At 44.0% G+C, this 16,431-nt stretch carries 13 protein-coding genes and 1 pseudogene; all 14 read left to right on the forward strand.

Annotation, left to right across the window (positions count from 1 at the left end; all coding sequences use genetic code 11):
- Positions 1-116: 116 nt before the first annotated feature.
- The 14 genes and pseudogenes from guaA (at position 117) to BUC50_RS05255 (ending at position 16,415) form a co-directional block, all read left to right on the forward strand.
- Positions 117-1,649 (forward strand): annotated as a pseudogene (guaA, locus tag BUC50_RS05190) (glutamine-hydrolyzing GMP synthase).
- 69 nt (positions 1,650-1,718) lie between these two features.
- A complete protein-coding gene (locus tag BUC50_RS05195; RefSeq protein ID WP_273312197.1) occupies positions 1,719-2,870 on the forward strand; it encodes an AI-2E family transporter in 1,152 nt (383 codons plus the stop codon).
- 9 nt (positions 2,871-2,879) lie between these two features.
- On the forward strand, positions 2,880-3,527 hold the full coding sequence (locus BUC50_RS05200; RefSeq protein WP_013047986.1) for a molybdopterin-guanine dinucleotide biosynthesis protein MobB: 648 nt from the start codon (positions 2,880-2,882) through the stop codon (positions 3,525-3,527).
- A gap of 123 nt (positions 3,528-3,650) precedes the next feature.
- Entirely contained in the window at positions 3,651-5,606 is a 1,956-nt protein-coding gene (locus BUC50_RS05205; protein ID WP_013047987.1) for a sodium-translocating pyrophosphatase, read from the forward strand.
- A 91-nt stretch (positions 5,607-5,697) separates the two neighbouring features.
- Complete coding sequence (gene dnaG, locus BUC50_RS05210) at positions 5,698-7,443, forward strand: DNA primase (RefSeq protein ID WP_013047988.1); 1,746 nt, start codon at positions 5,698-5,700, stop codon at positions 7,441-7,443.
- Between the two features lie 46 nt (positions 7,444-7,489).
- Complete coding sequence (locus BUC50_RS05215) at positions 7,490-7,765, forward strand: S4 domain-containing protein (protein ID WP_013047989.1); 276 nt, start codon at positions 7,490-7,492, stop codon at positions 7,763-7,765.
- A gap of 36 nt (positions 7,766-7,801) precedes the next feature.
- Complete coding sequence (gene eno / locus BUC50_RS05220; RefSeq protein ID WP_013047990.1) at positions 7,802-9,088, forward strand: phosphopyruvate hydratase; 1,287 nt, start codon at positions 7,802-7,804, stop codon at positions 9,086-9,088.
- Between the two features lie 45 nt (positions 9,089-9,133).
- Positions 9,134-9,763 (forward strand): redox-sensing transcriptional repressor Rex, encoded by a 630-nt coding sequence (locus tag BUC50_RS05225; RefSeq protein ID WP_013047991.1) that lies wholly within the window; start codon positions 9,134-9,136, stop codon positions 9,761-9,763.
- Positions 9,764-9,847: 84 nt separating this feature from the next.
- A complete protein-coding gene (gene yajC, locus BUC50_RS05230) occupies positions 9,848-10,252 on the forward strand; it encodes a preprotein translocase subunit YajC (protein ID WP_013047992.1) in 405 nt (134 codons plus the stop codon).
- Positions 10,253-10,369: 117 nt separating this feature from the next.
- Positions 10,370-11,764 (forward strand): protein translocase subunit SecD, encoded by a 1,395-nt coding sequence (gene secD, locus BUC50_RS05235; RefSeq protein ID WP_013047993.1) that lies wholly within the window; start codon positions 10,370-10,372, stop codon positions 11,762-11,764.
- Between the two features lie 18 nt (positions 11,765-11,782).
- Positions 11,783-12,661, forward strand: coding sequence for a protein translocase subunit SecF (gene secF, locus BUC50_RS05240; protein ID WP_013047994.1), 879 nt, complete (start codon positions 11,783-11,785; stop codon positions 12,659-12,661).
- Positions 12,662-12,839: 178 nt separating this feature from the next.
- Positions 12,840-14,297 (forward strand): radical SAM/SPASM domain-containing protein, encoded by a 1,458-nt coding sequence (locus BUC50_RS05245; protein WP_420794731.1) that lies wholly within the window; start codon positions 12,840-12,842, stop codon positions 14,295-14,297.
- Positions 14,298-14,325: 28 nt separating this feature from the next.
- Positions 14,326-14,754, forward strand: a complete 429-nt coding sequence (locus tag BUC50_RS05250) for a LapA family protein (RefSeq protein WP_013047996.1) — start codon at positions 14,326-14,328, stop codon at positions 14,752-14,754.
- A 29-nt stretch (positions 14,755-14,783) separates the two neighbouring features.
- Positions 14,784-16,415: a single-stranded-DNA-specific exonuclease RecJ gene (locus BUC50_RS05255; protein WP_041459509.1), complete on the forward strand. Its 1,632-nt coding sequence runs from the start codon at positions 14,784-14,786 to the stop codon at positions 16,413-16,415.
- Positions 16,416-16,431: the final 16 nt, after the last annotated feature.

Raw genomic sequence — 16,431 nt, forward strand, 5'->3', positions numbered from 1 at the left:
AGATGGAAGCCCCCACTTTGTGGGGGCTTTTTCTTTTACACTTCTTCCCTTTCTGGTAATATAATTCATATAACGTATTTACCTTGAGAATTTAGTTCTTTTTCGGAGGAATGCAAATGGATAATATCATAATTCTGGACTGTGGCTCTCAGTTCACTCAATTGATTGCCAGGAGGATCAGGGAACTGAAAGTACATAGCGAAATTATCCCTTGGGATGTATGCATAGATGATATTCGCCAACGCAAGCCACGTGGCATTATCATATCTGGCGGGCCCCAGAGTGTCATGGACGAAGATAGTCCAACGGTTCCTATGGAGCTTTTTGAATTTGGAGTCCCCATATTAGGGGTTTGCTATGGAATGCAGCTGATTGCGAAACTTTTCGGTGGGCAGATCGAGTCTGGTTCGAGCCGAGAGTATGGCAGGACCGCCATCTCATTGAAAGATTTAAATTCTTTGCTCTTCAAAAGTGCTCCTGGAACTTTTGAGGTGTGGATGAGCCATTGAGACCATATTGCTAAACTTCCTGATGGAGCACTGCTTTTGGCAGAAACAGATGGCGGCGTTCCTGCAGCCTTTGCTATAGAAGAAAAGGGCATTTGGGGACTGCAATTCCACCCAGAAGTAGCACATACACAAAACGGGATCACGATCCTGTCCAATTTCCTTTTTAACATTTGTGGCTGCACTGGCGATTGGGATCTTGGAAGCTGGATCGATATGATGGTAAAAGATGTACAGCAGAAGACAGAAAACGCCAGGGTCATATGCGGTCTTTCAGGGGGTGTTGATTCTACTGTTGCAGCTGTCCTTACATCAAAGGCTATTGGCGATCGCCTTGAATGTATCTTCGTGAACAATGGATTGTTAAGACATCGTGAGGCGGAGCGGGTTCTTGAAAAGTACAAACAGCTTGATCTAAATGTACACTATGTGGATGCCAGTAACCGTTTTCTTGACGCATTAAAAGGAGTTATTGATCCAGAACAAAAGAGAAAGATTATTGGTGAAACATTTATACGAGTGTTTGAGGCAGAGGCAGCCAAAATACACAATGCAGAATGGTTGCTTCAAGGCACTCTCTATCCTGATGTCATAGAAAGCGGGCACAAAGGGAAAGGGGCCTCAGTCATTAAAAGCCACCATAATGTTGGTGGTTTGCCGGAAGATATGAAATTAAAAGTACTTGAGCCCTTAAGGGATCTATTCAAAGACGAAGTTCGAACCATAGGTGCGTTGCTTGGCGTTCCGGAAGAAATTGTAAACAGACAGCCCTTTCCAGGGCCAGGTCTAGCTGTTCGTTGCCTTGGCGAGATTTCTCGGGACCGTCTTGATACATTAAGGGCGGCAGATGAAATATTCAGGGAGGAATTTTCAAAAAGCGAGACATACTTTACAGTTTGGCAGTCCTTCTGCGTCCTTTTGCCAATAAAGACCGTTGGAGTAATGGGAGATTCAAGAACATACGCAGAAGTTGTCGCCCTTAGGGCAGTGGAATCAAGTGATGGAATGACGGCTGATTGGGTTCGAGTTCCGTATGATGTTCTCGATAGGACAGCAAGACGTATTTGTAATTCTATCAAAGGCATTAATCGAGTTGTGCTAGATGTTACCAGCAAGCCGCCCTCTACAATAGAGTGGGAATAAAGAGTAATAGATTTGCACGGAAAGGCGCAGCCGTATGACTGCGTCTTTTCTGTAAAAAAACTGAAATGGGTGAGACTTTTGGCGTATGAGAGCAGGCGTCCCTATAAACGGATTAGAAGTTTTTTTCTGCCCTTTACGGTTGTGTTTTTAGCCTTGGGGGCTCTTGCGTATCTGGTATCATTTAATCTTCTTCGGCCACTGGCATGGTCTGCGATCTTGTCTTTTTTTGTTTATCCTTTTTACACCCTGATTTATGAAAAAATTCTTAAGAAAAAATATGCTAATATAGCAGCTTCTTTAACAACCGCAGTGATTATTGTTCTGATCGTGGTTCCGTCAATTTTTGTAGGAGTAACCCTTGCTAGAGAGGGCATTAGAATATATGGGCATCTTGCTACAGTGCTTTCGAGAGTGAATGTAGAGCAGGGGAAGACTATCATGAGTGTTTTCTTTCCCGACGTCCTGGCAGAGAGAATACGTCCATTTTTGGCTGAATACCCCTTTCTCGTCAACGTAATAGAACAAGTTGGTTCGTGGATAGCCTCAACGCTGGCTACCCTGTCGCGATCCTTTCTTGGGGATACCATTCGCATTCTCTATCAGCTTATAGTGATTGTTGTAGCCTCTTTTTTTATGATCCGGGACGGCCATATCATTCTTGACTATGTCAATGATATCGTTCCCCTCCCTTTAAAAGAGAAAGAGGCTTTTTTTAACAGAGCGAAACAAATTCTTCAGGCTGTCATTTACGGCATTACCCTGACTGCAGGAGTGCAGGGCTTTCTTGGAGCTTTAGGCTGGTGGTATGTAGGACTTCCCAGTCCGGCCGTTTTTGGCGCGGTAATGGCCTTGCTTGCCATGATCCCCTTTATAGGAACGCCCCTTGTCTGGGGACCTGGCGCAATATACCTCTTTTACAGCGGGCAGATCAAAGAAGCGCTCATTCTCGCCATTTGGGGATTAATAGTTGTGAGCATGGTCGATAATTTTATCCGCCCCATATTTATTTCTGGTGGAGGAAAGGCCCATGTCCTGATCATTTTTATAGGTGTTGTTGGTGGTCTGGCATCATGGGGGTTCCTCGGTCTTTTCCTCGGACCATTGGTCATAAGTCTTTTTATTTTTCTTCTTGACAGCTACCGTAATATTTGGAAAAACTACATCAGAGAATATGGGATTAGACCATCTTCTGCCGTATCGCTGAAGAAAAAAGAGGAGTGATCCTTAACAATGGCTTATATCTTTGCTGTTTCCGGCATGAAAAATAGCGGCAAAACGAAACTTTGCCTTTTATTGCTCAAGTATCTGAAAGAGGCAGGGATCCATGTTGGGTATATAAAGCATTCTCATGAAAAAGTTCTATCGCCAATGGACACAGACACAGGAAAGGTCTTGTCGCAGGGGATTCCCGCTCTTTATTGGGGTGTTGATGGGTGTCGGTATGAAAAGCCTGGAGAGATATCGATCTATGACATTCAAAACAGAATAGGGAGCAACTTTGACATTCTACTTCTAGAAGGTGGGAAATCCTTTCCCTGTCATAAAATATGGCTGGGGGAAGCGGATACATGTCCCGGGAACATTCCTGGCATAGTCGCATATTATGAAGCAATACCAGCAAAAAAAGGGGGGAGAGATGACACCAAACGTTTTTTTTCTTTTGGAGAAGAGTCTTCTATTGCTGATTTTATCATCGCATTGTATGAAAGGTCTTCTGAACGGCTATCTTTAATAATCGAAGGAGAAAAAATTCCTCTAAGACCCTTTGTTTCCGATTTCATAGAGGGGGGAATCAAGGGGATGCTTTCTTCGCTCAAGAAAATTGATAAATTAAATGGAGATATTGCAATATCTATAAAGAAAGAAAAAGATAAATAGGTTTTATCACTTGTCTTTGCTAGCTCTCCTTACTATAATTGATTGAGTTTTTGGCCATAGTTGCCCGCCCTTGAGGCGGGCTGTCTTTTTCAAGCTTTTTTGAATTAAGGGAGGTTTCTTTATATGGATGCGTTTTGGATCGTTGTCGGATCTGGAGTTCTGGCTCTTGCTTACGCGTTCTTCGCGTATGGCAAAGTCAAAAGGTTTAAAGTTGAAAACGAAAGGGTCAATGAACTTTCAGAAATTATTCATGGAGGAGCGATGGCTTTCCTTTCAAGGGAATATCGCTGGCTGTTCCCCTTTGCTCTTCTTGTTGGCGCTCTTCTCTGGTTTACAATAGGGATGGGCACATCTATTTCATTTCTTGTAGGGGCTCTTTTTAGTGCTGTCGCCGGATATATCGGTATGACTGTTGCTACTCGTTCTAATGGTAAAACTTCTTTTGCCGCTACCTTAGGAATGAACGAGGCTCTGGGGATTGCTTTCCGGGGTGGAAGCGTCATGGGGATGTCTGTTGTTGGGCTGGGGGTTCTTGGAATTATGATCTGTTACGCTCTTTTCAAAGACCCCAACATTGTAACAGGATTCGGTTTTGGCGCTAGCTCTATCGCTCTTTTTGCCCGTGTCGGTGGAGGTATTTATACAAAAGCCGCAGACGTTGGAGCGGATCTTGTGGGAAAAGTGGAAGCAGGAATTCCAGAAGATGACCCCAGGAACCCAGCTGTTATTGCAGACAACGTTGGAGACAATGTAGGTGATATCGCGGGGATGGGCGCAGACCTCTTTGAGTCCTATGTCAACTCCATTATTGCTGCCATGGCCATTGGCCTGACTATATTTGGAGATAGAGGGGTCTTTTATCCTCTTTTACTTTCTGCACTTGGCATAGCTTCCGCTATTATTGGTACAATGTTTGTCAGGGTTAAAGAAGGTGGAAACGCTCAGGTTGCCCTTCGTGTTGGTACCTTTGTAACTGGCGGTGTGATGATCTTCGGTTCTTACTTTATTACCAAATCGGTATTTGGAGATCTTACCCTGTTCTGGTCTGTTCTCTCCGGGGTGGCAGTAGGGGTACTTATTGGTTATGTGACAGAAATATACACCTCAGGAGACTATGATGCGGTTAAGCAGATTGCCAAATCATCTGAAACTGGGGCGGCTACGGTTATCCTTTCAGGTATTGCTGTGGGAATGAAGTCTACAGTTATCCCTGTTATCTTGATCTGTGTAGCTACCCTTGTAGGGTTTAAGTTTGGAGGCCTCTTTGGCATAGCCTGTGCTGCTGTAGGAATGCTTTCCATTACAGGTATGACATTGAGCGTTGATGCCTACGGTCCAATTGCGGACAATGCGGGTGGTATCGCGGAAATGAGCCATCTTCCCCATGAAGTTCGCGAGATTACTGACAAGCTTGATGCTGTTGGAAATACGACTGCGGCAATGGGCAAAGGACTAGCTATTGGGTCTGCGGCTCTCACCGCGTTGGCTCTTTTTGCTGCCTATGCTCACGCTGTGAACCTGGATGCTATCGATTTGAAGGATCCTTATGTCATGGTGGGGCTCTTTGTCGGGGGGATGTTGCCCTTCCTGTTCAGCGCTCTGACAATTCAGGCAGTTGGACGAGCCGCTCAGTCCATGATAGATGAGGTGAGAAGACAGTTTCGTGAAATCCCAGGGATTATGGAAGGGACAGGGCGCCCGGAATATGAGCGCTGTGTAGATATTTCCACAGGATCAGCTCTTAAAGAAATGGTATTTCCCGGCCTGCTGGCTGTTATCACTCCAATTCTTGTGGGGTATATCCTTGGTCCTGCAGCCCTTGGCGGACTTCTCGGTGGAGCTATTGTCACAGGCGTCATGATGGCTATTTTCATGTCGAACTCTGGTGGAGCCTGGGACAATGCGAAGAAGTTTATTGAAGAAGGCAACTTTGGTGGCAAGGGAACAAGCAATCATGCCGCAGCTGTCGTTGGAGACACAGTAGGAGACCCCTTTAAAGATACAGCGGGTCCCAGTTTGAACATCTTGATCAAACTTATGACTGTCGTTGCCCTTGTTCTTGCTCCTCTCTTTATATAAAAAGACAGGATTTTTCAAAAGGGTGTATCATTTAGAGGGGAAGGACCTCCATCCTTCCCCTCTCTTTATTATTTTATGGAGGTGAGATCGAGTGGGTGATGATGTAGTCCGTCAGATAAAAGATCGGCTTGACATCGCAGATGTTGTGGGGGATTACGTTCGCCTGCACAAAACTGGTAAAAATCTCAAGGGGCTATGCCCCTTTCATCAGGAAAAAACGCCATCGTTTATTGTTTCTCCAGACCGCCAGACATTTCATTGTTTTGGGTGTGGCGAAGGAGGAGATGTTTTTTCTTTCATAATGAAAATAGAAGGATTAAATTTTAGAGAGGCCCTGGAACTTCTTGCTCAAAGAGCTGGAGTTGAAGTTGAAACAAGTCCAAGCCATTTTTCAACAAAAGGGAAACGATCACTTTACGATATAATGGAAACTTCCTTGTTTTTCTACCGCTCATCATTGAAAAATCAAGGCGGCCGTTTGGCACAACAATACCTTAATTCACGAGGAATGAATATAGAGAGCGCTTCTCTCTTTGAGATAGGTTGGGCGCCGCCTACTTGGGATTCATTATGGCGCCTTCTTTTCAAAGAAAAAGTTTCTTTGAAAGAAGCCCTTGATTGCGGTCTTGTTATTGAAGGGACGAAAGGCATATATGACAGGTTTCGAGGGAGGGTGATCTTCCCTATTAGAGACGTGTCTGGTCGGCTTCTTGCTTTTGGCGGCAGAATCATTGATGGAGATAGCGCAAAATATATAAATAGTCCGGAAGGTGTCTTATATAGCAAACGGAAGAACCTTTATTTGCTTCATATGGCTAAACAGGAAATACGTGAAAAAAACAGGGTTATTCTTGTTGAAGGGTACATGGATGCTATCCGTCTGCACATGACAGGGTATAAAGAGGCAGTTGCTTCGTTGGGAACTTCCCTTACAGAAGATCAAGCGCGGTTGTTAAAGCGTTTTACTAACAATTGCTTTATTTGTTACGATTCTGATACGGCAGGGCAGGAAGCTGCGGTGCGCGGCATGTATGTTTTGCAGCAGTGCGGCCTTGACGTTCGCGTTGTAGAACTACTTTCAGGAAAAGACCCAGATGACCTTCTTTCTAACGAAGAAGGGAGAGAGCTTTTTAGAAAAGCAATGGAGAGAGCTTTGCCTCTTGTGCTTTTTCATCTCTCTCTCAGGCAAAGGCAGCTGGAAAATCCTGATACCAGAAGGGCGGCTGCGGAGGACTTGCTACAGGGGTTATCTCAACTTAGTCCTATTGATATAGCACCATTTCTTTCAAGTGTCAGTGCCGCCTTGGGGATTCTCCCTTATGAGTTGCAAGAGCAGCTGGAATCAATTCGCTCAGCGAAAAAATCACAAAAAACAATTTCATCAGAGCAGAGTTATAAAACCATGAATAATAATGAAAATTCTTCTCGAAATTCAGTTGTTGATCCTCTCGAAGCCGCTCTTGTATACTGTCTCTGGAACGATATAGCCCGGAGGCGAGTGGCGCGGCCAGAGGAAGTTTTTTGCCTCGTTGAAAATGAAGATGTAAAAAACATGTTAGCAGCCATTTTCTCAGGCCATTCCCCAGAAAGCCTTGAGGAACATTGGAGGACCCTAAATGAAACAACACCCTTTGCCATTCTTGCCGGTGGAGGTGCTTTCTGTGATTCTTTCAGCGAGGATCAGGATTGTTGGGACGCGATCTCGTTGGCTTTAGAGAGAAGGAGAGAAGAAGAAGTCTTTAAAAAGATTCATGAAAGGATGCTTCGAGGAGAAGCTTCAAAGGAAGACCTCGAAGAGTATAGTAAAATTGCAAAAAAATTGAAATCTCGCTCATAGAATCTTTGTTATACTTAATTTGAATTTGTGTATGGAGGAACAATGTGTGAGGCTAGATAAATTTCTTAAAGAGTCCCGTCTTGTAAAGAGAAGGGTCGTGGCGCAAGAAATGATAGGTATCGGTGCGGTGCGGCTCAATGGTCGTCAGTGCCGTTCTTCTGCTCAAGTCTGCGTAGGTGATACTGTTGAAATTGCATATATGACACGGGTTCTTAAAGTTACAGTCTTAGTCGATGATGAAAAAGAACTCAGAAAGAAACAGTCTATACCTTATGTGCTGCAGGAAGAACGAAGAGTGAATAGCGACGAAAAGCCATGGTAGCATCACTCATAAAAATTAAAAATGGAGATGATAGGCATGGGAGTAATAGCGGGTGTATATGGTAGAGAAATCCTCGATTCTCGGGGAAATCCTACTGTTGAAGTGGAAGTCTGGCTTGATAATGGCATTATTGGAACAGCTGCTGTTCCATCGGGGGCATCCACAGGAACCCATGAAGCTCTTGAATTAAGAGATGGTGGAGATCGCTATATGGGCAAGGGGGTACTGACAGCAGTAGGAAATGTAAATGATAAAATAGGGCCAGAATTAATAGGGTCAGATCCTTCTGAGCAGGTGTTCATTGATATGGCAATGGTTCAACTGGATGGAACTCAGAATAAGTCCAACCTCGGCGCTAATGCCATGCTTGGTGTCTCCATGGCGGTGGCCAGGGCTGCGGCAGAGGACCACGGTCTTCCTCTATGGGCCTATTTGGGGGGCATAGGACCCAATCTGTTGCCAACCCCTATGATGAATGTAATTAATGGTGGCGCCCATGCTGATAATAATCTGGATATCCAGGAGTTTATGATTGTTCCCCATGGTGCAGGTTCTTTTACAGAGGCCCTTCGAATGGCAGTGGAAACGTACCACGCCCTAAAAAAAACTCTTATAAATCGCGGCTACAGCACTGGGATTGGTGACGAAGGCGGTTTTGCTCCTAACCTACAAAGCAATAGGCAAGCTCTTGATTTGATTTTAGAGGCAGTAGAAAGTGCCGGTTACACTCCTGGTGATCAAATTAGCCTGGCACTTGATGTAGCTGCTTCCGAGCTCTATAAAGACGGCTGCTATAATTTTGAAGGAGAAGGCAAGATCTTAACAAGAGAAGAAATAGTATCTTATTATGGTGATCTATGCAAAGCCTATCCTATAGTTTCTATTGAAGATGGCATGGCTGAAGATGACTGGGACGGCTGGTCTGTTTTGACGAAAAACTTGGGCAAAAGTATGCAGTTAGTGGGAGATGACCTTTTTGTAACCAACCCTGAACGTCTCGAGCGGGGAATTTGTCAAGGGGTTGCTAACTCCATTTTGATTAAATTAAATCAGATCGGAACTGTGACAGAAACCATGAAAGTTATTGATATGGCTATACGACAGGGATATAGTACAGTTATATCCCATCGGTCAGGAGAGACAGATGATACTTTTATCAGCGACCTGGCGGTCGCAATAGGAGCTGGTCAAATTAAAAGTGGAGCCCCTGCGCGTACGGATCGTGTGGCAAAATATAACCAGCTTTTACGTATAGAAGAAGAAATAAGCAGCGGGCTGGGCACAGAGTATGCAGGTTTGACTCGTTTTAATATTTGCAGGTAATAAGGGGTTTTTCATATTTTTTAGAAAAACTAAGGACGTGAAATTATGAAAATAGCAGAACCTACGGTTGAAAGACTTGTTCAATATCACCGATTGTTAGAACAGCTTTATAATGAGGGGCAAAAAGTAGTGTCTTCCCAGGAAATAGGGGAAATGCTGGCCTTTAAAGCGAGTCAGGTAAGAAAAGATCTTTCTTATTTTGGGGAAATAGGAAAGCGGGGGGTTGGGTATCACGTAGAAAAGCTATACAGGCATATCGACGGAATCCTGGCCTCACCTCGCAAGTGGCCTATAGCGCTTATAGGGGTAGGCCGCCTGGGCGAAGCTCTTCTCGGACATAAAGCCTTTAAAAGTCCAAAATTTGATATAAAGGCGCTCTTTGATGTGAACCCAGAAAAAGTCGGGAGAAAAATAGCAGGCATATCTTGCTACCACGTGGATGACATCAGTGATGTTATGAGAAAAAATGGCATAGAAGTCGTGATACTCACGGTGCCTTCTTCTGTAGCCCAGGAATGTGTGGACAAAATAGTACAGGCAGGAACAGTCAAAGGAATTTTGAACTTTTCTCCCTTGTCAATAGTGGCACCTGATAGTGTGCTTATTTATAGCGTTGATATCTCAGTAGAACTGGAAAAGTTGCTTTTTTACCTCAAACATCGTGAAGAGCGCTAAAAAGCCCCTTTCATGCTTACGATATTCTGTTAGAATATCACTGTTAAAACTCAAAGGATGAATTAAGTAGAGGAGGCGTTTTCTTTGAATCAACAATGCGGTCAGACAACTGGAGCAGGAGGAGCACAAGGTGGTCTTTTGGGAATGCTTTTCCCCCTTGTTATATTTGTGCTTATTTTTTATTTCTTCATTATTCGTCCCCAGAAGAAACGTCAGAAACAGCATGATGATCTGTTGGCGGCCTTGACCCGGGGCGATCAGGTTATAACAGCGGGTGGTTTTTTTGGTATTATCCGCGAAGTTAAAGATGATAGCATCATCCTTGAAATTGCTGACGGCGTAAAGGTGCGCATTCTTAAGTCTTCAATTGTCAACAAGAGATCATCTGTGGCTGAGCAAGGGAAAGAAAAAGTTACTGAAGAACCTAAAGAAGTTTCTGAGGAACACAAAATAGAAGAAAAGACAACCGAAGAAAACGAGAAAAAATAAGGTAACAAAATAAATTTATTTGCAAATGGAGAGGGCATTCGTAGTGTCCACTCCATTTGCTTTGGTTTTATCAATTGTGAAAAAACGCGGAACTTGAGGTTTAGGGAGGGTAAAGTCATGTTGAAAAAAGACCGCTGGCGGCTTGCTATAGTTATTGTTGTTGTTGTGGCCGCCCTTTTATCAGTCTTTCCTCTTGATGGGAAGATAAATTTAGGTCTTGATTTGAAAGGTGGAGCTCATATTGTTCTCCAGGCGAAGCCTACTTCTGGAAGTGCGCTGACAGATGATAGCATAGAGCGTCTTCTCGCAGTTCTAAGGAATCGTATTGATCAATATGGAGTAGCGGAGCCCGTTATTCAAAGGGAAGGACGCGATCGTGTCATTGTAGACTTGCCAGGGGTGGAAGATCCGGAGGCGGCCCTTGAGTTAATAGGCAAGACCGCGTTGCTTGAGTTTAGGAAAGTGCTTGGTGCGACTCCAGCAATGCCTCCTGGTCCAGAGCGCCAGAATTATGCCAGTGATGATGAATTTCAGGCTGCTCAGAAGCGGTGGAATGATGCAAAAGTTGAAATAGAAACATATAAAAGTGAGCTAGAGAAGCAGGTGGGGATTGCAGGTGGCGATATTGTTGCCAAGGATGAAGAAGGCCGATACTTTTTGCTGGGCCCATCTCTTGTAAGCGGTAAACACCTTGTAGATGCCAAAACACAATTTGACAATCTTGGCCGTGCTGTTGTTACCCTTGAATTTAACTCTGAGGGGGCAAAACTCTTCGAACAGGCCACTGCGGAAAATGTAGGGAAACAGATCTCTATCGTACTTGATGGGAATGTGGTTTCAGCCCCAGTAGTTCAAGAGCGGATAAGTGGTGGAAATGCACAGATCTCAGGACGTTTTTCTACTGCAGAAGCTCAGAGACTGGCTATAATGCTTCGTGCAGGTGCACTGCCCGTACCTGTAGACGTTCTTGAGAATAGATCAGTTGGCCCAAGTCTGGGGGCTGACTCTATCAACGCTGGGCTTAAGGCTGGTCTTATCGGGACCCTGTTGGTTCTGGGCTTTATGTTGCTTTATTACAGAACTCTTGGCATAGCCGCCGATGTAGCCCTTACTGTCTGTCTCTTGCTGGTTTTTGCTGGCCTTATCAGCTTAAAGGCAACTCTGACCCTACCTGGTATTGCTGGTATCATTTTAACTATAGGTATGGCTGTTGATGGGAATATATTAATTTACGAGCGGATAATCGAAGAAGCAAAATTGGGGAAAACACCCACTGCTGCGATTGATGCGGGATTCAAAAAAGCCTTAACCACCATTCTTGATGCCAATATTACTACGCTAATAGCAGCCGGAGTGCTTTACTACTTTGGAAGCGGGCCAATACGGGGTTTTGCTGTAACGTTAAGCATTGGTATTTTGGCGAGTGTTTTCAGTGCAATTGTTGTTACGCGTGTACTTCTGCAGGTTCTTATGGGCGGTTCTAAGTCCCCATTTTTAGTGAACCGTTCATAGGCGAGGGAGGTTTGCGACATGTTCAGAAGAGATTTCTCATTTAAATTTATGAAACATCGAAGACAAGCGATCCTTCTAAGCCTGGGTCTTATTGTAGTGAGTCTAGTGCTTCTTTTTACCAAGGGGCTTAACCTCGGTATTGATTTCACAGGGGGGAATCTTATTCAGGTAGAGTTTGCCTCACAAGTTCCTGTTGGCGACGTCAGGGATGTTTTGGCGGAAATTGGCCAGAAACAGGCTGTCATTCAGGGATATAGCGATAATGGCGTCATTATCCGAGTGAATGTAGACACTGAGGAATCACGCAAAGAAGTGATTCAAACATTGAAAGATAAGTATCCAGGCATGGAAGTACTGCGATTTGAAAAGGTAGGCCCTGTAGTAGGCGAAAAATTACGAAGAGAAGCCTTTCTGGCTGTAAGTTTAGCTCTTCTTGGAATATTGGCTTATATCACGGTCCGCTTTAAATTTCGCTTTGCGGTTGTCAGTGTTATTGCCCTTATGCATGACACTATTATAACCTTAGGGATCTTCAGCTTGCTGGGACGCGAGATATCATTGCCCTTCATAGCTGCCATTTTAACTATTGTGGGTTACTCTCTTAATGATACAATAGTAGTGTTCGACAGAGTGAGGGAAAATTGGAAGTATCTGAGGCAAGAGGGACTTCTTGAAGTACTAGACATGTCAATAAACCAGACACTCTCTAGAACTATCAATACGTCCTTAACAACCTTTTTTCCAGTTTTAGCCCTTTTCATATGGGGTGGCGCTGTAATAGCCAACTTCTCCTTCGCTCTTCTTTTAGGCATTCTGGTTGGAACGTATAGTTCAGTCTGTATTGCGAGTTCCCTTCTGGCTGAATGGTATTTGAGATATCCCGAGAGTAAGAAGTAGCAGTGACGATCCAACTTTTTATGGTATGACAACAAGGGGGCTTTTAGGGCCCCCTTGTTTCTTATAAAGTGAACAGGCTTTAGCGTTGCTTTACTAAATATAAATACTCCATTAAAATGAATAAAATCTACCTTTTTGCAAAGTAAATGGTCAAAATTAAAATCACTTAAAGGAGATGATGAAAGTGGCCATTACTATGATTGATAGAGCAAAGGGAATTCTTTCTCAAAAAGCTATTGAAAAGGCAGCCTCAATGCTCAAAAAAGGAGATGAGAAAAACTTAACAACTCTTTTTAGGGGAATAGCCGGCATCGCGCCGGCACGTTATCATAGAGAAACATTTAAACAGCTCGCTGACATGGTAGAAAAGAATGATCCTTTTGTAGGTTTCGTTAAAAGAATTGCTCTGGAACTTAACCCCCATTGCCTTTCCAAGTTCATTCACAACCTAGTTGTTAACTTTATGGTTCTTGGTCGGGGTATCAGGGATCAAAAAGAGAAAGAATATAACGTTCACCTTCCTAATTTTATGGTGATCAGCCCCACGATGAAATGCAATCTTCACTGCAAGGGCTGCTATGCTGCAGAGTATGATACGAGCAGGGAGCTCACCTTTTATGAGCTGGACAATCTCTTAAAAGATGCTAAGGATCTCGGGATGTATTTTTTCACTTTTTCGGGGGGAGAGGCCTTCTTCCGCAACGATCTTTTAGACTTATGGGAAAAACATAATGATTGTTATTTCCAGGTATACACAAACGGAACCCTTCTTGATGACAAAATGGTGGATCGACTTGTTAAACTTGGCAACGTAATGCCTATGATCTCAGTTGAAGGGAGTCGAGAACAAACGGATTTTCGTCGTGGTGCCGGCGTTTATGATAAAGTGATAGCTGCTTATCAAAGATTAAACGAGGCAGGGGTCATGTTTGGTTTCAGTGCCACTTACACTCGTTCTGCCGCAGATTATATGGCCAGTGATGAGTTTATTCAGACCATGATTCAGCGGGGCTGTAAAGTTGGCTGGTTTTTCCAATATGTTCCTGTAGGTGAAAATCCAGATTTAAGTTATATGGCAACGCCCCATCAAAGGGCAAGACTTCACGAAAAAGTAGAGGAATGGCGCCATAGAGATGATTGTCCTATTTTTATCGGTGATTTTTGGAACGATGGTCCCTATGTTGACGGATGTATGGCGGCAGGAGAGCGATATTGGCATATAATTTCAGATGGAAGCGTAGAACCATGTGTTTTTGTGCCTTTTGCCGTGGATAATATTCGCCAAAAATCCCTTGTTGACATTGCACGAAGTCCTTTCTTCACGTATATTCGTAATCAGCTCCCCTACGACGGAGAAGATAATCTTCTTCGTCCATGTATGATTCTGGATCATCCAGATGTACTTAGGGAAGTGGTAACTAAATTTGGAGCTAGACCATGTCACGGGGGTTTGGGCAATCTTCTCTCAGGAGAGATTCCCCGTGCCCTTGATGAATATGCGCAAGAGATAAAGCAAATTTACGATCCCTTATGGGAAAAAAGGGAAAAGGGAAAATATCTGAAGAGCCTTGAGAAAGAAGATAAGAAAGAATGGCTTGAAAGGATGACTTTACCCACTGGTTCTGAAGAAAAATAATATGGCTGGATCCTTAGGAGGGAGTCACATGAGAAGTTATGCTTTGGCAGTAGGACTTGCTATGCTCATATCGGCTGTATTCGCCTTTCAAAATACAGGAGAAATTACTGTCAATTTTTTAATTTGGACACGGCAGGTTCCTCAAGGTATCTGGGAAGTGGCTGTTTTTGCAGGAGGCTGCGTTCTCATGTGGTTGGTTTCCATGTCAGCAGCCCTTGAATCTCGTGGGAAGTATAAGAAACAGATTCGAGAGCTCGATGGTAAAATGAAAAAACTGGAAGAAGAACGCACTTCTTTGCTGAATGCTTTAAATGCCACATCAAATGTAACTTCCCATAATGCAACTTCCTGTGTTGAGGAAGGCAAAGAGAATTGTATTGTTCTTCCTTCGGAGCCTTTGGAAACAGTGAAAGAAGAGTTTGAAACTACACCAAGAGAGGAAAATGAACAACAGTGACATCTTTTTGTTTGCGATCTAAATTAAATGTGACCACTCTTGAGGATTCTTGCCACAGAATTGCTAGAGAATTAAGCTGTCCACCCTTTGTAGCAGCTATATTAGAAATGCAGGGAAGAGTTTCTCTCCATGATATCGATAAGGCTCGGGCCTGGCTTAGTCCGAGCCTTGATTTCTTTGCAGCCTCATGTTTTCTTGGAGAAGGCGCAAGAGCGGTGGCCGAGAGATGGCAGAGGCTATCATCCCTTGGGAATGTAGTTGTTTATGGAGATTACGATGTTGACGGCGTTTCATCTACCACTCTCGCTATGGAATTATGTAAAGAGAGGGCAGCAGGGGTACGCTACTATATTCCTCATCGACATATGGAAGGATATGGGCTCCATCGCCAGGTTGTACAACAACTTCTTGTCGCAGGTTGTGATACATTGATCATCGTGGACTGTGGCACAAAGGATGGGGATATTTTAAAGGAAGCGCAACAGACTGGAATGAATGTCTTTGTTTTTGATCACCACCTCCCGGAGAAAGGGGAGTTGCCAGCCTCTTTCATAGTTAATCCGCAGATAGACGGTGATAAGGAAGGGAAGCTTCTTTGTGCTACCGCGGTTCTTTGGCTGTGGGCCTATCAATTTAAAATAATGCCTATGGAATGGCTTGCAGAACATCTCGACCTGGTGGCCCTTGCGACTATTGCTGATTGCATGACATTAGGCAGCCTTAATAGAGCGTTGGTTAAGGAAGGACTTGAAAGAATTCGTTATACCGCCCGACCTGGGCTGGAACTACTTATAAAACGCCTTGGTCTGTTTCATCGTTTTGTAAATGAAGAACAACTTGCTATGAAGGTCATTCCTTGCTTAAACGCAGCAGGCCGTCTTGCCTTTGCGGACCTTGCAGTAAAAGTGCTGACAGGGGAAGAGCCAGTTGAAAACCATGTGGAAGAGCTTATTTCCTTAAACAGGAAGAGGCAAAACCTTTCAACCCGTATCACTAAAGAGGCGGTAAAGGTGGTAGAGGAACGATCTAAGCACGTTCTCTTCGAGGAATCGTGGCCAGTAGGAGTTCTAAGCGGAGTGGCGAGCCGTCTTTGTTCTGAAAAGAATGCCCCTGTAGTTTTAGCTGCCCCTGTTCAGGATTGGATTAGAGGAACATTGCGTATGCCCGAAGGAGGCAATGCCGTACAGGTTCTTGATCACCTTTCAGATCAACTTGAAGCTTGGGGAGGGCACAAGCAGGCAGCGGGATTTTCTGTGTCAAAAGATAATTGGGAAAAGCTCAGAGGTGATTTAGAACACATCCTTGCCAGTGTGGAATATGAGGATCCGGAAATTTCAGCCCTGGCTCTCCATCCGTCTCAAATTACCTTGCAGGACTGGAAGTCAGCTCTGGATCTCGGTCCTTTTGGTATGGGAAATCCTTGTCCCTTATTGTATTGCGAAAGTTATGGAAATGAGCAGTTCTTACCCCTTGGGAAAACGGGGCTTCATTTAAAGATACAATTGGGTTCAGAATATCTGGTGGCTTTCAATAGTGTCGAAATTCTGAAAACCCTTTCCTCGTCGCACATTACAGGCTGGGTATACCACCCTCGAGTTGATTTTTGGCGTGGTCAGCCCCGTCTTCAATTTATGCTCGATTATATAGTGTTAGATTCTTGATTTAAAGGGTGATCGA

This window comes from Aminobacterium sp. EBM-42 (assembly GCF_001896635.1).
GTDB classification, from domain to species: domain Bacteria; phylum Synergistota; class Synergistia; order Synergistales; family Aminobacteriaceae; genus Aminobacterium; species Aminobacterium colombiense.